This is a genomic window from Mangrovibacter sp. MFB070 (assembly GCF_000705335.1).
Classification (GTDB): Bacteria; Pseudomonadota; Gammaproteobacteria; order Enterobacterales; family Enterobacteriaceae; genus Mangrovibacter; species Mangrovibacter plantisponsor.
Window position 1 is genome coordinate 131,664 of sequence record NZ_JJMI01000053.1, and the last position, 17,367, is coordinate 149,030.

Sequence of the window (17,367 nt, forward strand, 5' to 3'; positions counted from 1 at the left end):
TCCTCAGATAGACAGCTTTTTGACGCGTTTGCCGCCATACAGCAGGTTCACGATGGCGCGGGTACCGACAATTGCGGTAAACATTGACGTTGCCACACCAATACCAGTGGTAATTGCAAAGCCCTTGATTGCCCCGGTGCCCACGGCGTACAGGATAATGACCTTGATAAGAGTGGTAATGTTCGCATCGAAAATCGAGCTGAACGCACCTTTGTAACCTTCATCAATGGACTGTTGTATTGTACGACCGTTACTCATTTCTTCTTTAATACGTTCGTTAATCAAAACGTTCGCATCGACGGCCACCGCAAGGGTTAACACGATCCCCGCAATACCAGGCATTGTCAGTGTCGCGCCAGGCAACAAAGACATAATCCCGACAACTAACACCAGGTTAGCCAGCAGAGCAGATGTCGCAATCAGGCCGAATTTCTTGTAGAAGAAAATCATAAAGATGATGGAAATAGCCAAACCAGCCAGGCACGCTTCCAGGCCCTGCTGGATGTTTTGCATCCCAAGGGTTGGCCCAATGGTTCTTTCTTCAACAATCTGGATTGGCGCAATCAACGCACCGGCACGCAACAGCAGTGAAAGCTGGCGAGCTTCTGTTGGGTTGCTTATCCCGGTAATACGGAAACTGTTACCCAAACGCGACTGAATATTCGCCACGTTGATAACTTCTTCCTGTTTCACCAGAATGGCGCGACCATTTGCATCTTTCTTACCACTGTCTTTGTATTCCACAAACAGCGTCGCCATTGGGCGGCCAATGTTATCTTTTGTGAAATTAGACATAATGCTCCCGCCCGCGCTATCCAGTGAAATATTCACCTGCGGTTGGTTGTATTCGTCCATGCTCGACGTGGAGTCAGTGATATGGTCACCGGTCAGAATCACGCGTTTGTACAGCACAATTGGCTGGCCTTCACGGGTATATTTCACTTCTGAATCACCCGGTATACGCCCGGCAGCCGCAGCAGCCTGATCCACACTGGTATTCACCAGACGGAATTCCAGCGTTGCTGTTGCACCCAGAATTTCTTTTGCACGCGCGGTATCCTGAATCCCGGGCAACTCAACCACAATGCGGTCTGAACCCTGGCGTTGAACCAGCGGCTCCGCAACACCCAGTTGGTTTACACGGTTACGCAGAATGTTGATGTTCTGCTGTACGGCGTACTCACGGGCTTCACGCAGACGGTCATCGCTCATTACTGCACGTAACCCGTTGTCACCCTGGCTGGAAATCACTAAGTCACGGTGGCGCGGTGTGAGGTAAGAAATGGCTTCATCGCGTGCGGATGAGTTAGGGAAGGTAATACTGAGCCCGTAGTTATCGGTTTTGCGTACACTGGAGTAAGGAATATTTTTGGTACGCAAATCACTACGCAGTGTATCAATATTCTGTTCCTGCAGTTTGCCCAGCGCAGTATCCATATCCACTTCCATCAGGAAGTGTACGCCACCACGTAAATCAAGACCGAGTTTCATCGGCTCTGCAGAAATGGCAGACAGCCAGCGCGGTGTGGCTGGCGCAAGGTTCAGCGCGACAACATATTGATCGCCTAATGCACTTACCAGTGCTTCCCTGGCGCGTAACTGGGTATCTGTTGAATCAAAGCGGGCAAGAATCGCTCCTTGTTCCAACGCCACAGATTTCGCGGTGATATTATCTTTTTTAAATTCAGACAGGACCTGGTCCAGCGTTTTCTCACTGGCGGCGGCACCGCGCGCACCAGTGATCTGAACAGCCGGATCCTCGCCATAAAGGTTGGGAAGCGCATACAGCAGGCCGACGATAAGTACGACGACCAGCATAATATACTTCCACAAAGGATAACGGTTTAACACGGCAGTTCCCTTTGGGAAAACAGAAGATTACAGCGCCTTCATAGTGCCTTTCGGCAGGACAGCTGCGACAAAGTCACGTTTGATAACAACTTCAGTGGTATCGTTCAGCGCAATGGAAATATAGCCATTTTCGCCCACTTTGTTTACACGACCTACCAGCCCGCCATTAGTCAGCACTTCATCGCCTTTCGCGATAGAGTCCATCAGTTTTTTATGGTCTTTAGTACGTTTTTGCTGTGGGCGCAGAATCATGAAATAGAAAATCAGGCCGAATACCACCAGCATCAGAATCAGTGACATCGGGCTGCCCTGAGCAGGCGCACCAGTTGCCGCTACCGCATCAGAAATAAAAAAGCTCATTAAAAATCCCTCATTTATTTAATTAATCAACATTCAAAGGTGGAACGGGCTTACCCTGACGTTGGTAAAAATCCACAACGAAGTGCTCTAATTTACCCTCTTCAATAGCCTGCCGTAAACCAGCCATTAAACGCTGATAGTAGCGCAGGTTATGAATTGTATTGAGACGAGCACCCAGTATTTCGTTGCAACGATCAAGATGATGCAAGTACGCGCGTGAATAATTGCGACAGGTGTAGCAATCACACTCTTCATCCAGCGGACCAGTATCACTCTTGTACTTCGCATTGCGGATTTTCACCACACCATTGGTCACAAACAAGTGGCCATTACGCGCATTACGTGTCGGCATGACACAGTCGAACATATCAATACCGCGACGAACGCCTTCCACCAGATCTTCCGGTTTCCCGACACCCATCAGGTAGCGAGGTTTATCCGCAGGAATTTGTGGGCAAACATGTTCCAGAATACGGTGCATATCTGCTTTTGGCTCACCCACTGCCAGGCCGCCGACAGCGTAGCCATCAAAACCTATCTCTACCAGTCCTTTAACGGAGATATCTCGTAAATCTTCGTAAACACTGCCCTGAATGATGCCAAATAACGCGTTTTTGTTCCCGAGGGAATCAAAACGGTCGCGGCTACGCTTCGCCCAGCGCAGTGACATTTCCATGGAGCGTTTCGCATAATCCCAGTCGGCCGGGTAAGGCGTACATTCATCAAAGATCATCACGATATCAGAACCGAGATCATACTGAATTTCCATTGATTTTTCTGGATCGAGGAAAATCGGATCGCCGTTGATCGGATTACGGAAATGCACACCGTCTTCAGTTATCTTGCGAATGTCGCCGAGGCTGAATACCTGGAAACCACCGGAATCTGTCAGGATCGGGCCTTTCCACTGCATGAAGTCATGTAAATCGCCATGCAGTTTCATAATTTCCTGGCCAGGACGCAGCCACAGGTGAAAGGTATTGCCCAAAATAATTTGTGCACCAGTGGCTTCGACTTCTTCCGGTGTCATACCTTTTACCGTGCCATAAGTGCCAACAGGCATAAATGCAGGGGTTTCCACTACCCCACGTTCGAACACCAATTTACCGCGGCGGGCACGGCCATCGGTGTTTTTTAATTCAAATTTCACATATCCTCCGCATCAGAGAAACAGTCTGATGGTTAATCAACCACAGCAGTATCGCTGCTTGTGGGCTGTCATTTTTCGCCTGGTTTCAGGCAAGGCCCGCCAGAGACAAAAACGCTCCGCATAGCACTACGCGAAGCGTCTGGCTGGCAAAACACCAGGAACCTTACTACAGGTTATTTCCCTGGCCGTTCATTAATGGCTTCGGGATTGTACGTGATAAACATCGCATCCCCATAGCTAAAAAAGCGATACTCGGATTTTACAGCCTCATGGTAGGCATGCATGGTGTGCTGGTAACCCGCAAAAGCAGAAACCAGCATAATCAGAGTGGATTCGGGTAAGTGGAAGTTGGTAATCAGCGCATCGATGACCTGATACTGGTAACCCGGGTAAATAAAGATTTGAGTGTCGCCGAAGAAAGGCGCAATCAGCGCCTCTTTTGCTGCCGTGGCCGCACTTTCCAGTGAGCGCACAGAGGTGGTACCTACGGCAATCACCCGGTTACCACGCGCTTTAGCGGCCAGAACGGCATCAACGACTTCTTGCGGCACTTCGGCATATTCGGAATGCATAATGTGGTCTTCGATGCTGTCCACCCGCACTGGCTGGAAAGTCCCCGCCCCCACATGTAACGTGACAAAGGCCATTTCCACGCCTTTCTCACGCAACGCCGCCAACAAAGGCTCATCAAAGTGCAGGCCTGCAGTAGGCGCCGCGACAGCCCCCGGGCGCTCGCTGTATACCGTCTGATAAAGTTCTTTATCTGCTTCTTCATCTGGCCGGTCGATATACGGCGGCAACGGCATATGCCCAATCTGGTTTAAGATATCCAGTACCGGGCGGCTTTCTTCAAATACCACTTCGAATAATGCATCATGGCGTGCCACCATGGTTGCTTTAATGCTCTCGTCATCTCCCAGCAACAGCTCTGCGCCAGGTTTCGGGGCTTTGGATGCCCGAATATGTGCCAACACACGGTGCTCATCCAGCATCCGTTCAACCAGCAATTCAATTTTGCCACCACTGGCTTTTTTGCCAAATAAACGAGCCGGGATCACGCGGGTGTTATTGAACACCAGTAAATCACCGGGGTTGAGTTTATCGAGCAAGTCGGTGAAAGTACCGTGCGTGAGAGCACCCGTCGGCCCGTCCAGGGACAGTAACCGGCAGGCACTGCGCTGGGCTTGTGGGTAGTGGGCAATTAAAGATTCGGGTAATTCAAAAGAAAAATCGGCAACACGCATGGCTCTTCACTTAGACTTAAAAACAGGCGGCTTAGTCTAGTGCCAGGGGCGTTTCCCTGCAACCACCAGCCGCAAATCCGTTACAGAGTGGTGTTATGAATTTTCTTGCACATTTACACCTGGCGCACCTCGCCGAGAGTTCGCTGCCTGGTAATTTGATGGCTGATTTTGTTCGCGGTAAGCCAGATGGTATTTATTCGCCTGCATTATCAGCAGGTATTCACCTGCACCGGCGTATTGATGTTTTTACCGATAACTTGCCTGAAGTGAAGCTGGCCTGTTCGTGGTTTCGCCCGCAAACCCGCCGGGTTGCGCCTGTCAGTCTGGATGTCATGTGGGATCACTTTCTTTCCCGCCATTGGGCTCAGCTATCGCCCCAATTTGCACTGACTGATTTTATTGATCACGCACGGGAAACCATTACCCCTGTATTGCCAGATTCACCAGAGCGTTTTGTTAACCTTAACCAGTATCTTTGGGCTGAGCGCTGGCTGGAACGCTACAGTGATATGGGGTTTATTGCTTCAGTGCTGAATGGGATGGCTAATCGCCGCCCGCGCCTGGCGAGTTTGCGTGACTCCTGGCAGGATTTGGATACCTGTTACCCGCAACTGGAAACCTTGTTCTGGCAGTTTTACCCGGTCATGATGGAAAAAGCCCGGAATAAGCAGCTGTAAAAGCGACTCAGCCGTACTGGTGGCAGGTTGTTTTCCCCTTCCCCACGCAAGCTCTGAAACCAGATAACTCAAGCTCAGAGGCAGAATGCCGATATTCATTCTGGTTATTGCGAAAAAAAGGAGAAAAAAATGTCCACCATCAGCTCGTCTGTGACGTCAGCTGTGCAGAGTAGCTACAGTTCATCGGGTTCATCCGGTAGTGATGTATCGGGGCAAATCAGTCGAATTCGTCAGCAGATCACTCAACTCACGCAACAGCTGAAAGATCTGTCCAGCTCTGATGCAGATGCAGATACGAAAGAGAAGCAACAGGAGCTTATCCAGTCCGAAATCGAAATGTTGCAAGCGCAACTGGCGCAGCTTGAGCAGCAACAGGCTCAAAAAGCGGCAAACAGCCAGACTCAAAACCAGACCCAGAATCAGGTTCAGGCGGAGAAAAAGGCTGAAGGCGTAAATTATCCTTCTGCTACAAACAAGATTGATATTTACGTTTAACCCGATCCTGGTTGATACAAAGGATCGTTTTCCCGGGCCTGGTCAAGCTGACAGGCCTGCTCTGCAATCACCGACCAAATTGCCTCGGCGGCAGCTGATAATGAGCGATTCTTACGCCGAATCAGCATAATTTTTCGCTCAATAACCGGCCTGAGTTGCCTGACAACCAGTGAGTCTCCACCCGGAAGTGGCAGTGCCAGCGCAGGCAAAATACTGATACCAATACCCGCCTCAACCATTGGGAAAAGTGTTGCCGGGTGCCCTATTTGCTGAACAATATGTGGTTCAATATTTTGCCCGGCAAACGCCGCGTCAATGAGTGGCCGGCTGCCGGAAGCATAGTCCTGCAAAACCAGAGCCTGCCCTGCCAGATCCTGCCAGAGAATATTGGCTTTCTGGTTGAGTGCGCTGTCACGGCGGCACAATAAAAAAAACGGTTCTGATAGCACTGTGGTACACAGCAAATCAGTGACTGGCCCGGGATCAATCACAATGCCGAAATCAACTTCCCCCTGGCGCACACTTTCCAGCACCCACTGTTGCGGGCGGTCATGCAGCATGAAGGTGATGTCGGGAAATTGCCGCTGGCTTTGTGCGATAGACTGCGGCATTAGGTGTGCTGAAATCGTCTGGCTGGCAGCCACTCTGACAATGCCGCTTAAGGTGTAACTGTGAGCACGGCTGTCGAGTAACACACTGTGCAGCTCATCCAGCACGCGTGACAGGCGCATCGCCATTTGTTGCCCGGCTTCAGTCAGGACCACTTCGCGGGTGGTTCGGTCCAGCAATTTTACTTCCAGCGCCAGCTCGAGTTCTTTAACACTATGGCTGACAGCCGACTGGCTCAGGCCAATTTCTTCCCCGGCACGGCTAAAACTCTGGGTACGGGCAACCGCCACGAAGATACGTAACTGGCGCAGAGTATAATTCATTTAACTTCCTCATGAATTCATGAAACCAATCAATTTTATTTCTTAAAGATAACCCGGCACAATCCTGACTGTTAGCTTTGCGTTCTCATTGCTTTGCCACTATGTGCAAGGCATTAAATATTAAGAAGGTTATCCTGATGAAAATACTGCGCATACTCGACCCTTTTACACTGACACTGGTATGTACAGTGCTGTTAGCCACCTTTTTGCCTGCACAAGGGCTTTATGTGGGCTTTTTCGATGGTCTGACTAATGCGGCAATTGCCCTGCTGTTTTTTATGCATGGTGCCAAGCTTTCCCGCGAAGCGATTATGGCCGGCGGCAGCCACTGGCGTTTGCACCTGTGGGTAATGTGCAGCACGTTCGTCTTATTCCCAATACTGGGCGTGTTATTTGCCTGGTGGGCTCCCTTTCCAGTCAGCCCGGAGTTGTATAACGGTTTTCTCTACCTGTGTATTCTGCCCGCCACAGTCCAATCCGCTATCGCGTTTACTTCGCTGGCTGGCGGTAATGTTGCTGCGGCAGTCTGTTCCGCTTCAGCATCCAGTCTATTAGGGATATTCCTGTCGCCGTTACTGGTCGGTTTGGTGATGAATGTACACGGCTCAAGTGGTTCCACCCTGCACCAGGTGGGTTCAATTATGCTGCAATTGTTACTGCCTTTTGTTCTGGGACACTTGTCTCGCCCACTGACAGCCGGCTTTGTTACCCGCCATAAAAAATGGATTGGCAAAACAGACCAGACTTCCATATTACTGGTGGTTTACACCGCATTCAGCGAAGCCGTAACCCACGGTATCTGGCACCAGGTGGGGTTGGGCAGCCTGCTGTTTATTATCGGCAGCAGCCTGGTATTACTGGCTATTGTTATCTTCGTGAATATTCAGGTTGCCCGCCGTGCCGGGTTTAATAAAGCGGATGAAATCACCATTGTGTTCTGTGGTTCGAAAAAGAGCCTGGCAAATGGTATTCCCATGGCAAATATTCTGTTTCCAGCCGCAACTGTTGGGATCATGGTGCTGCCACTGATGTTGTTTCACCAGATCCAGTTAATGGTATGCGCTATGCTGGCGCGCCGTTATAAACGCAAAGCAGAGCAGGAAATGCAGCAGGCGAGCCAGGAAGCAGCCCGCCCGGTCATGGAAGGTTAGCGAGGGCGGCGTAAGGGCTGAACCAGAGATGTCAGCCCTTCAGTTTTAATCAACAGTGCCAGCGACATCAGTTCACCCAGTTGCCCGGCAGGAAAAGCTTCCTTGCGGGCAAACCACAACAAATACTCCTCAGGCAGGTCAATCAGAACCCGCCCTTTGTATTTGCCAAACGGCATCACCGTATTGGCAACCTCAACCAGTTGGGCTTTATCCATTGTTATACACCCAATAAACGGAGCATTTCGGCTTCATCAATAACCTCAATGCCAAGCTCCTGTGCTTTCTGCAACTTGGAACCTGCTGCTTCACCGGCAATCACCAGGTCGGTTTTCTTCGAAACACTGCCACTGACTTTAGCCCCCAATGCCGCCAGGCGCGCTTTGGCGTCATCACGGGACATTTGGCTTAGCGAGCCAGTAAGCACGACTGTTTTCCCGGCGAAGGGGCTGTCTATCTCTTCAGGCTTCACCACTACCGGGTCTGGCCAGCTAATACCCGCTTTATGAATCAGTTGTTCAATGACATCCCGGTTGCGCTGTTCCAGGAAAAAGTTGTGCACATGAGTGGCAACCACAATGCCGACATCCGGGACTTGCTGCAACTGCTCAACCGAAGCCGCCATTAGCGCCTCCAGTGTGCCAAAATGCGCAGCAAGACCTGCCGCTGTTGCTTCGCCAACTTCGCGAATCCCCAACGCATACAGGAAACGGGCAAAGGTGGTTTGTTTTGCTTTTTCCAGTGCATTAATTACATTTTGCGCCGATTTCGGCCCCATGCGGTCAAGACCGGTAAGTTTTCCGGCAGACAACGTGAACAGGTCAGCCGGGTTATCGATGTACTCTTTTTCCACCAACTGGTCGATAATTTTATCGCCCATGCCATCAACATCCAGTGCACGACGCGACACAAAATGCTTCAGTGCTTCTTTACGTTGTGCGGCACAAATCAGCCCACCAGTACAACGCGCTACAGCTTCGCCTTCAACCCGTTCGACATCTGAGCCACACACCGGGCAGTGCGTCGGGAACTCAATTTCACGGGTCTCTTCCGGGCGTTCTGAGAGCACTACGTTCACAACCTGTGGAATTACATCACCTGCGCGGCGAATAACCACGGTGTCGCCAATTCTCAGGCCCAGACGTTCGATTTCATCGGCATTGTGCAACGTAGCATTGCTGACCAGCACCCCGGCAACCTGTACCGGCTCAAGGCGAGCCACCGGAGTGATTGCCCCTGTACGCCCTACCTGAAACTCGACATCACGCACCGTCGTCATCTGTTCCTGGGCCGGGAATTTAAATGCCACAGCCCAGCGTGGAGCTCGTGCCACAAACCCCAGTTGTTCTTGCTGCGCAAGAGAATCCACTTTAATCACCACACCATCGATATCAAAACCAAGGTGGGGGCGAATTTCTTCGACATGACGATAAAACGCCAGTACAGCTTCCGGCGAATCACACAACCGAATGCGGTCGCTTACAGGCAAGCCCCAGGCTTTAAACTGTTGCAAACGCGCCATATGGCTCGCAGGAAGTTCACCACCTTCAAGCACACCCACGCCATAGCAGAAGAAAGTAAGTGGCCGCTTCGCGGTAATACGGGAATCAAGCTGGCGTAATGAACCGGCTGCTGCATTACGCGGGTTAGCAAACACTTTCCCGCCAGTGCGACGCGCTTCATCATTAATTTTCTCGAAACCAGCCTGTGGTAAGAAGACTTCACCACGCACTTCCACGCGTGCAGGAATGTTGTCGCCCTGCAGGCGCAACGGAATGGCGCGGATAGTTTTGACATTTGCGGTAATATTTTCCCCGGTAGTACCATCACCACGGGTCGCCGCCTGAACCAGCACACCATTTTCATACAGCAAACTGACAGCCAGACCGTCCAGTTTCAGTTCACAGCAGTACACAACGTCCTGGGTGTCACTCAGGCGGTCGCGGATACGTTTATTGAAAGCCAGGAAGCTCTCTTCATCGAATACGTTGTCCAGCGAAAGCATGGGAACTTCATGAGTGACCTGAGTAAAAGCAGTTAACGGTGCAGCTCCAACTCGCTGGGTAGGGGAGTCAGGGGTTACTTTTTCAGGGTGTGCGCTTTCCAGTTCACGTAATTCACGCATCAGCCGATCATATTCGGCATCCGGAACTTCCGGGGCATCCATAACGTGATAAAGGTATTCGTGATGGCGAAGAGTGGTTCGCAGTTGATTGAGTTTTTGTTCGATAGGTTCCATAACACACCATCAATATAAAAAACCCCCGACTAGCGGGGGCCTTGTTAAGAAAAGCGAAAAGGTTACGCGTTGGCCTCTTTAACTTCGCGAATCAGGTCCTGATACTCGCGCAGTTTCTGTGGCGTCATCATCCGGCGTTGGTCATCCATCACTACTCCGCCCATTTCATCTGCAATGTGTTGCGCAGACTGAAGCATCAGCTTGAAGTTTTGCGAGGCATCGCCGTAAGAAGGAACCTGCATAAAAATAGTCACGCCCGGAGTCATGAACGTGGACATTTCATCAAGGCTGAATGAGCCGGGTTTTACCATGTTTGCCAGGCTGAACAGAACAGGGCCACTACCATCCGGGCTGAGGTGCCGGTGGAAAATATTCATTTCGCCAAACTGGAAGCCCGCCTGCTGAATACTGTTCAGCAATGCCTCACCATTAAACTGCCCCCCGGTATGGGAAGACACGTTCATAATAATGACAGCTTCTTTCGTTTGCGATTTAGCTTCAGGCTGTGGTGCAGAGTGTTGCTGCTGTACCGGCTGCGGAGCGGGTTCTGCCTGAGGTGCCTGTTCCGGTTCACGATGAACAGGCGCCGGCTCACGGTAATGCGAGACTTCCACATCAACGTGTTTCTGTAGTTGCGGATGGCGCACGGGCTCCGGCGCTGGCTGAGCATGAGTGACAGGCTGAGCGTGATGCACGACTGGCTCGCGTATTTCAGGTTCTTTCTCTGCCTGAGGCGCAGGTGGCTGCTGCGCTGGAGGCTGGCGACGAGGTTGTGCCGACTCATAAGGCGGCTGATAGTTATGCTGAGGTGTGGGTGGTGCTACAGGCTCATTGTGGTGCTCAGGGGTTACCCGGTGAACACGAACCTCGCCGACACCTTCTTCTTCCTCGTCGTCGTAATTTTCACTGTCTTCGTCGTCATGCAACGACTTCATCCGTTTTAAAGGGCGATCGCGGAACACGGAAGAGCGCTCTTTACGGCTGGTCCACAACCCATGGACCAGTAACGCAATAATCGCAATCGCACCAACAATGATTAATATCAGACGCAAATCCTGCATCATTATATTCTCGGTTGTTCTAACACCTTGCCACAGCGGCAAACATTTACTCACTAAGAGTATTTGTCCATCACAACAAGTGCAAGTGCAGGCGTGTTTTTCCAGACAGAAAGATGAAATAAAACGTGTTCTTTGCTGTTTTTTCGACCATTCTCAGATTCATCCTGCTACCCTGCACGCAAATTTTTCAGCTTAGTCCATATCACCTTAGGAATTCGACGGCTTGAAGTCTGAGCCGGTTTCAGGGTTATGATACACGGGCGATATAATCCGGATGACTCAAGGAGTACTGACCAATATGGTTTCATCATCCCCTGCGGCTTCACGTAGCGGCATTTTTTACTTCTCGCAAGGATGGAAACTCATCACTGCACCTGGCATTCGCCGGTTCGTTTTTATGCCTTTACTGGTAAATATAGTGTTGATGGGCGCCGCATTTGGCTGGCTGTTTACCCGGCTTGACCAGTGGATACCTGCCCTTCTGAGCCATGTTCCCAACTGGTTACAATGGCTGAGCTATTTACTCTGGCCGCTGGCTGTCATCTCTATTTTGCTTATTTTTGGCTACTTTTTTTCAACTATAGCCAACTGGATAGCCGCACCTTTTAATGGATTGCTGGCCGAACAACTGGAAGCCCGCCTGACTGGCAATACTCCACCTGATGCCGGCTTGTTAGATATCGCCAAAGATGTCCCGCGCATCATGAAGCGCGAATGGCAAAAGCTGGCCTGGTATTTACCCCGGGCAATTGTCCTGTTATTGCTCTACCTGATTCCGGGAATAGGCCAAACTGTCGCCCCCGTATTGTGGTTTTTGTTTAGTGCCTGGATGCTTTCAATCCAGTACTGTGACTACCCTTTCGATAACCACAAAGTACCTTTTAAAGAGATGCGAGTGGCTCTGCGCAAGCGGAAAGTCATGAATATGCAATTTGGTGGTTTGGTCAGCCTGTGCACTCTGGTGCCGGTGCTTAACCTGGTTATTATGCCGGTTGCAGTATGTGGTGCTACGGCAATGTGGGTTGATCAGTATCGCACTAAGCATGGCCGCTGGCCTTCAGCGCAATAAAACGGTTTTCGTGGCCCACTATGGTGTGGGCCAGTTTCAGCCCGGCAATAATCCCTGCGCGACACGTTTGCACTCAGGGCAACTTATGCCATCCTTTATTCCATCCTGCTGGTTATTATTTCTCATCTGAATATAGATATGCGAAATCCGTCCTTCACCCGCGATACTGAGAAGGTATGCTGGGACGGTTCCCAAATTTCATACAGTTAAGGACTGGCTATGAGTAAGATTTATGAAGACAACTCACTGACGATTGGTCATACGCCGTTAGTTCGCCTCAACCGCATCGGTAACGGTAAAATTCTGGCTAAAGTCGAATCCCGCAACCCGAGCTTTAGCGTGAAATGCCGTATCGGTGCCAATATGATTTGGGATGCCGAAAAACGCGGTGTACTGAAACCCGGCGTTGAACTGGTTGAGCCTACCAGTGGTAACACCGGTATTGCACTGGCTTACGTTGCAGCTGCCCGTGGTTACAAGTTAACGCTGACTATGCCTGAAAGCATGAGTATTGAACGCCGTAAGCTGCTCAAAGCGCTGGGCGCCAACCTGGTGCTGACCGAAGGCCCTAAAGGGATGAAAGGCGCCATTCAGAAAGCAGAAGAAATTGTTGCCAGCAACCCAGAAAAATACCTGCTTTTGCAGCAGTTCAGTAACCCGGCAAACCCAGAAATTCATGAAAAAACGACGGGGCCGGAAATCTGGGAAGATACCGACGGCCAGGTTGATGTGTTTATCGCAGGTGTGGGCACCGGCGGTACACTGACCGGTGTAACGCGTTACATCAAAAACACCAAAGGTAAGAAAGACCTTATCAGCGTGGCGGTAGAGCCAACTGATTCTCCGGTTATCACCCAGGCGCTGGCTGGCGATGAAATCAAACCAGGTCCGCATAAAATCCAGGGTATTGGTGCTGGCTTTATTCCGGGCAACCTCGACCTGAAACTGGTCGATAAAGTGGTAACCATCACTAACGACGAAGCTATCTCCACCGCACGCCGTCTGATGGAAGAAGAAGGTATCCTTGCAGGTATCTCTTCTGGTGCGGCTGTTGCGGCTGCGTTGAAGCTTCAGGAAGATGAAGCCTTTATCAACAAGAATATTGTTGTTATTCTTCCTTCATCCGGCGAGCGTTATCTCAGCACAGCATTGTTTGCAGACTTGTTCACAGAGAAAGAATTGCAACAGTGATGCCAGTCCAGGCAAAATGAACAAAAAAGCACCCGGTTGGGTGCTTTTTTGTGGCACAGTTCAAATTTTTACGCTACCCGGCATTGCTTCATTTGCCCGGGTCTGGTATTTAACCTGCAACTTTATTTCGAAGCTCGAAATTAATCGCTAATGCGTGATCTGGCTTGCTGAATCGATTTACTGATTTGTTACAGGTTACACATTAGCGGCATAATACATAATGTTTCAGACGAGCGATGTGCAGGGCAGCCAGCCAGCGCTATTTAGCGCTTTTCTGCTTTTGACACGGTTTGTCTACGCGCAAGCGACAGATACAAGCTAAAGTTATGCCACACGGCTCTACTTTAGATCCAGACACTAAACCTATAAGTTGGGGAAAAACAATGTTCCAGCAAGAAGTTACTATTACCGCTCCGAACGGTCTTCACACCCGCCCTGCCGCCCAGTTTGTTAAAGAAGCAAAAAGCTTTAACGCCGAAATCACTGTGACTTCCAATGGCAAAAGCGCCAGCGCTAAAAGCCTGTTCAAGCTGCAAACTCTGGGTCTGACTCAGGGCACCGTTGTTACCATCTCTGCTGAAGGCGACGACGAACAAAAAGCAGTTGAACATCTGGTTAAACTGATGGCGGAACTCGAATAAGTTTTTGTTATTCGAGCGAATTCTCTATATCAGTCACAAGTAAGGTAGGGTTATGATTTCAGGCATTTTAGCATCCCCGGGTATTGCTTTTGGTAAAGCGCTGCTTCTGAAAGAAGATGAGATTGTCATCGACCGGAAAAAGATTTCTGCCGACAAAGTCGACCAGGAAGTTGAGCGCTTTCTGAATGGCCGCGCACAAGCTGCGGCACAGTTAGAAGCCATCAAAATCAAGGCTGGCGAAACGTTTGGTGAAGAAAAAGAAGCCATCTTCGAAGGCCACATTATGTTGCTGGAAGATGAGGAGCTGGAGCAGGAAATCATAGCCCTGATTAAAGATAAACTGGTTACTGCTGATGCAGCAGCTAACGAAATTATCGAAGGTCAGGCTACCGCCCTGGAAGAGCTGGACGACGAATACCTCAAAGAACGTGCTGCAGACGTTCGTGATATCGGTAAGCGTTTGCTGCGTAACATTCTGGGCCTGGCTATCATCGATTTAAGTTCAATTCAGGACGAAGTTATCCTGGTTGCCACTGATCTGACTCCGTCAGAAACTGCACAGTTAAACCTGAAGAAGGTCCTCGGCTTTATTACCGATTTAGGTGGCCGTACTTCCCATACTTCTATCATGGCGCGTTCTCTGGAACTGCCTGCCATTGTGGGTACTGGCGATGTAACCACTCAGGTTAAAAATGGCGATTATCTGGTTCTGGATGCAGTAAACAACAAAGTTTACGTTAACCCGGACAACGAAGAGATCGAAGCATTGCGCGCAGCTCAGGCTCAGGTTGCTGAAGAAAAAGCTGAGCTGGCAAAACTGAAAGACCTGCCTGCTATCACTCTTGATGGCCACCAGGTAGAAGTCTGTGCCAACATCGGTACTGTGCGTGATGTCGCGGGTGCTGAACGCAATGGCGCGGAAGGTGTTGGCCTGTACCGTACTGAATTCCTGTTCATGGACCGTGACGCACTGCCCACTGAAGACGAACAATTTGAAGCCTATAAAGCCGTTGCTCTGGCATGTGGCGACCAGGCTGTAATTGTTCGTACCATGGACATCGGTGGCGATAAAGAGCTGCCTTACATGAACTTCCCGAAAGAAGAGAACCCATTCCTTGGTTGGCGTGCAGTACGTATCGCTCTGGATCGTCGCGAAATTTTGCGTGACCAGTTGCGTGCCATTCTGCGTGCTTCTGCTTTCGGCAAACTGCGCATCATGTTCCCAATGATTATTTCCGTTGAGGAAGTGCGCGAACTGCGTGCCGCTCTGGAGTCTTACAAAGACGAGCTGCGTGCTGAAGACAAAGCATTTAATGAAAATATTGAAATCGGCGTAATGGTGGAAACACCTGCTGCGGCAACCATTGCCCGCCATCTGGCGAAAGAAGTCGATTTCTTTAGTATCGGTACCAACGATTTAACGCAGTATACTCTGGCGGTTGACCGTGGTAATGATATGATTTCACATCTTTACCAGCCGATGTCACCGTCTGTACTGAACCTGATCAAGCAAGTTATTGATGCATCTCATGCAGAAGGTAAGTGGACAGGTATGTGTGGCGAGCTTGCTGGCGATGAACGTGCTACACTTCTGTTGCTGGGGATGGGCCTCGACGAATTCAGTATGAGTTCCATTTCTATCCCGCGCATCAAGAAGATTATTCGTAACACGAACTTCGAAGATGCCAAGGTTTTAGCAGAGCAGGCTCTTGCTCAACCGACTACGGACGAGTTAATGAAGCTGGTTAACAAGTTCATTGAAGAAAAAACTATCTGCTAATCCACGAGATGCGGCCCAATTACTGCTTAGGAGAAGATCATGGGTTTGTTTGATAAACTGAAATCTCTGGTTTCCGATGATAAAAAAGATACCGGAACTATTGAGATTATTGCTCCGCTGTCTGGTGAAATCGTAAACATCGAAGATGTACCGGATGTGGTGTTTGCTGAAAAAATTGTGGGTGATGGTATTGCTATCAAACCGAATGGTAACAAAATGGTTGCTCCGGTTGACGGCACTATCGGCAAAATTTTTGAAACTAACCATGCCTTCTCTATTGAATCTGACTCTGGCATCGAACTGTTCGTCCACTTCGGTATCGACACTGTCGAACTGAAAGGCGAAGGTTTCAAACGTATTGCTGAAGAAGGTCAGCGCGTGAAAGCCGGTGACACTGTCATCGAATTCGATCTGCCGCTGTTGGAAGAAAAAGCGAAATCTACACTGACTCCGGTTGTCATCTCTAATATGGATGAAATCAAAGAGTTGGTGAAACTGACTGGTTCTGTAACTGTGGGCGAAACCCCGGTTATCCGCATCAAAAAATAACCAGGCCTGTTCTGTAAAAACGGCACCTCATGGGTGCCGTTTTTTTATGCCCAAAGGGGAAACTCAAATCCCGGCACCTTGTGTGTAGTGCTCTTCACCAAACACACCGGTGGACAGATAACGGTCGCCGCGGTCACAAATAATAGCCACCACCAGAGCATTTGGGTTCTCACTGGCAACCCGCAATGCCCCTGTCACCGCCCCGCCAGAGCTAACACCACAGAACAGCCCTTCTGTTGCAGCAAGTTTGCGCATGGTGTTTTCCGCGTCAATCTGGTTTATATCCAGCACCTGGTCAACCAAAGACGCATCAAAAATACCTGGCATCCACTCTGCTGGCCAGCGGCGAATACCGGGAATGCTGCTCCCTTCTTCCGGTTGCAGGCCAACAATACGCACAGTACCAGACTGGCTTTTTAAATAACGGGCCGTGCCTGTAATAGTACCGGTGGTACCCATACTGGAAACAAAATGGGTAATTTTCCCTTCTGTCTGCTGCCAGATCTCCGGACCGGTAGTGGTGAAATGTGCCAGCGGGTTATCCGGGTTATTAAACTGGTCGAGAATCTTACCCTCGCCATTGTCTGCCATGTTCTGAGCCAGTTCCCGCGCACCTTCCATGCCCTGCTCCCGGCTCACCAGAATCAGCTCTGCGCCATAGGCCTGCATAGCTGCTTTGCGTTCCAGGCTCATATTGGCCGGCATCAGCAGCTTCATCTTGTAGCCTTTCATGGCTGCAATCATCGCCAGTGCAATACCCGTATTGCCACTGGTCGCTTCAATTAGTGTATCGCCAGGTGCGATATCACCGCGTTTTTCAGCCTGAGTGATCATAAATAACGCGGCACGGTCCTTTACTGAGCCAGCCGGGTTATTGCCTTCCAGTTTTACCCAAATTTCACTGCCGTTATTCAGCCCGGTGTGCTGCAAACGCACCAACGGCGTATGGCCAATGGTCTGTTCAAGTATCATTGCGCGAT

General features: G+C 50.2%; 17 protein-coding genes. 8 read left to right on the top strand and 9 right to left on the bottom strand.

The features are described 5' to 3' along the window. Positions 1-3: 3 nt before the first annotated feature. The 4 genes from secD to queA all read right to left on the bottom strand — a co-directional run bounded on the left by secD (position 4) and on the right by queA (position 4,605). Entirely contained in the window at positions 4-1,851 is a 1,848-nt protein-coding gene (secD, locus tag DT73_RS23735; RefSeq protein ID WP_072007008.1) for a protein translocase subunit SecD, read from the bottom strand. A 27-nt stretch (positions 1,852-1,878) separates the two neighbouring features. Then, positions 1,879-2,211, bottom strand: a complete 333-nt coding sequence (gene yajC / locus DT73_RS23740; RefSeq protein WP_036116194.1) for a preprotein translocase subunit YajC — start codon at positions 2,209-2,211, stop codon at positions 1,879-1,881. Between the two features lie 22 nt (positions 2,212-2,233). Beyond that, a complete protein-coding gene (gene tgt, locus DT73_RS23745) occupies positions 2,234-3,361 on the bottom strand; it encodes a tRNA guanosine(34) transglycosylase Tgt (RefSeq protein WP_036116196.1) in 1,128 nt (375 codons plus the stop codon). A gap of 173 nt (positions 3,362-3,534) precedes the next feature. Next, positions 3,535-4,605 (bottom strand): tRNA preQ1(34) S-adenosylmethionine ribosyltransferase-isomerase QueA, encoded by a 1,071-nt coding sequence (gene queA / locus DT73_RS23750; protein ID WP_036116207.1) that lies wholly within the window; start codon positions 4,603-4,605, stop codon positions 3,535-3,537. Between the two features lie 95 nt (positions 4,606-4,700). Between queA and acpH the strand changes: the two genes are divergently transcribed. Then, positions 4,701-5,282, top strand: a complete 582-nt coding sequence (gene acpH, locus DT73_RS23755) for an ACP phosphodiesterase (RefSeq protein WP_036116208.1) — start codon at positions 4,701-4,703, stop codon at positions 5,280-5,282. 129 nt (positions 5,283-5,411) lie between these two features. Then, positions 5,412-5,777: a FlxA-like family protein gene (locus DT73_RS23760; protein ID WP_036116211.1), complete on the top strand. Its 366-nt coding sequence runs from the start codon at positions 5,412-5,414 to the stop codon at positions 5,775-5,777. Here the strand turns inward: DT73_RS23760 and DT73_RS23765 are convergent. Next, on the bottom strand, positions 5,774-6,709 hold the full coding sequence (locus tag DT73_RS23765) for a LysR family transcriptional regulator (protein ID WP_036116212.1): 936 nt from the start codon (positions 6,707-6,709) through the stop codon (positions 5,774-5,776). The genes DT73_RS23760 and DT73_RS23765 overlap by 4 nt on opposite strands. 137 nt (positions 6,710-6,846) lie before the next feature. On the opposite strand from DT73_RS23765, the gene DT73_RS23770 reads away from it, so the two are divergent. Then, entirely contained in the window at positions 6,847-7,860 is a 1,014-nt protein-coding gene (locus DT73_RS23770) for a bile acid:sodium symporter family protein (protein ID WP_036116219.1), read from the top strand. On the opposite strand, the gene DT73_RS23775 is transcribed toward DT73_RS23770, so the two are convergent. The 3 genes from DT73_RS23775 to zipA all read right to left on the bottom strand — a co-directional run bounded on the left by DT73_RS23775 (position 7,857) and on the right by zipA (position 11,160). Next, a complete protein-coding gene (locus DT73_RS23775; RefSeq protein WP_036116220.1) occupies positions 7,857-8,075 on the bottom strand; it encodes a DUF3820 family protein in 219 nt (72 codons plus the stop codon). The genes DT73_RS23770 and DT73_RS23775 overlap by 4 nt on opposite strands. A 2-nt stretch (positions 8,076-8,077) precedes the next feature. After that, on the bottom strand, positions 8,078-10,096 hold the full coding sequence (gene ligA, locus DT73_RS23780; protein WP_036116221.1) for an NAD-dependent DNA ligase LigA: 2,019 nt from the start codon (positions 10,094-10,096) through the stop codon (positions 8,078-8,080). 62 nt (positions 10,097-10,158) lie between these two features. Continuing rightward, the gene (gene zipA, locus DT73_RS23785) at positions 10,159-11,160 is read right to left on the bottom strand and encodes a cell division protein ZipA (protein WP_036116222.1); all 1,002 of its coding nucleotides are present in this window, start codon (positions 11,158-11,160) and stop codon (positions 10,159-10,161) included. Positions 11,161-11,455: 295 nt separating this feature from the next. Here zipA and cysZ point away from each other — a divergent pair, with 295 nt between their 5' ends. The 5 genes from cysZ to crr all read left to right on the top strand — a co-directional run bounded on the left by cysZ (position 11,456) and on the right by crr (position 16,387). Beyond that, a complete protein-coding gene (gene cysZ, locus DT73_RS23790; RefSeq protein WP_036116224.1) occupies positions 11,456-12,226 on the top strand; it encodes a sulfate transporter CysZ in 771 nt (256 codons plus the stop codon). 219 nt (positions 12,227-12,445) lie between these two features. Beyond that, positions 12,446-13,417 (top strand): cysteine synthase A, encoded by a 972-nt coding sequence (gene cysK, locus DT73_RS23795; protein ID WP_036116226.1) that lies wholly within the window; start codon positions 12,446-12,448, stop codon positions 13,415-13,417. A gap of 383 nt (positions 13,418-13,800) precedes the next feature. Beyond that, the gene (gene ptsH, locus DT73_RS23800) at positions 13,801-14,058 is read left to right on the top strand and encodes a phosphocarrier protein Hpr (protein ID WP_036116227.1); all 258 of its coding nucleotides are present in this window, start codon (positions 13,801-13,803) and stop codon (positions 14,056-14,058) included. A gap of 52 nt (positions 14,059-14,110) precedes the next feature. Beyond that, positions 14,111-15,838 (top strand): phosphoenolpyruvate-protein phosphotransferase PtsI, encoded by a 1,728-nt coding sequence (gene ptsI, locus DT73_RS23805; protein WP_036116230.1) that lies wholly within the window; start codon positions 14,111-14,113, stop codon positions 15,836-15,838. Between the two features lie 39 nt (positions 15,839-15,877). Next, the gene (crr, locus tag DT73_RS23810; RefSeq protein ID WP_036116237.1) at positions 15,878-16,387 is read left to right on the top strand and encodes a PTS glucose transporter subunit IIA; all 510 of its coding nucleotides are present in this window, start codon (positions 15,878-15,880) and stop codon (positions 16,385-16,387) included. 63 nt (positions 16,388-16,450) lie between these two features. Here crr and cysM read toward each other — a convergent pair whose 3' ends face one another. Then, on the bottom strand, positions 16,451-17,359 hold the full coding sequence (gene cysM, locus DT73_RS23815) for a cysteine synthase CysM (protein ID WP_036116238.1): 909 nt from the start codon (positions 17,357-17,359) through the stop codon (positions 16,451-16,453). Positions 17,360-17,367 lie beyond the last annotated feature (8 nt).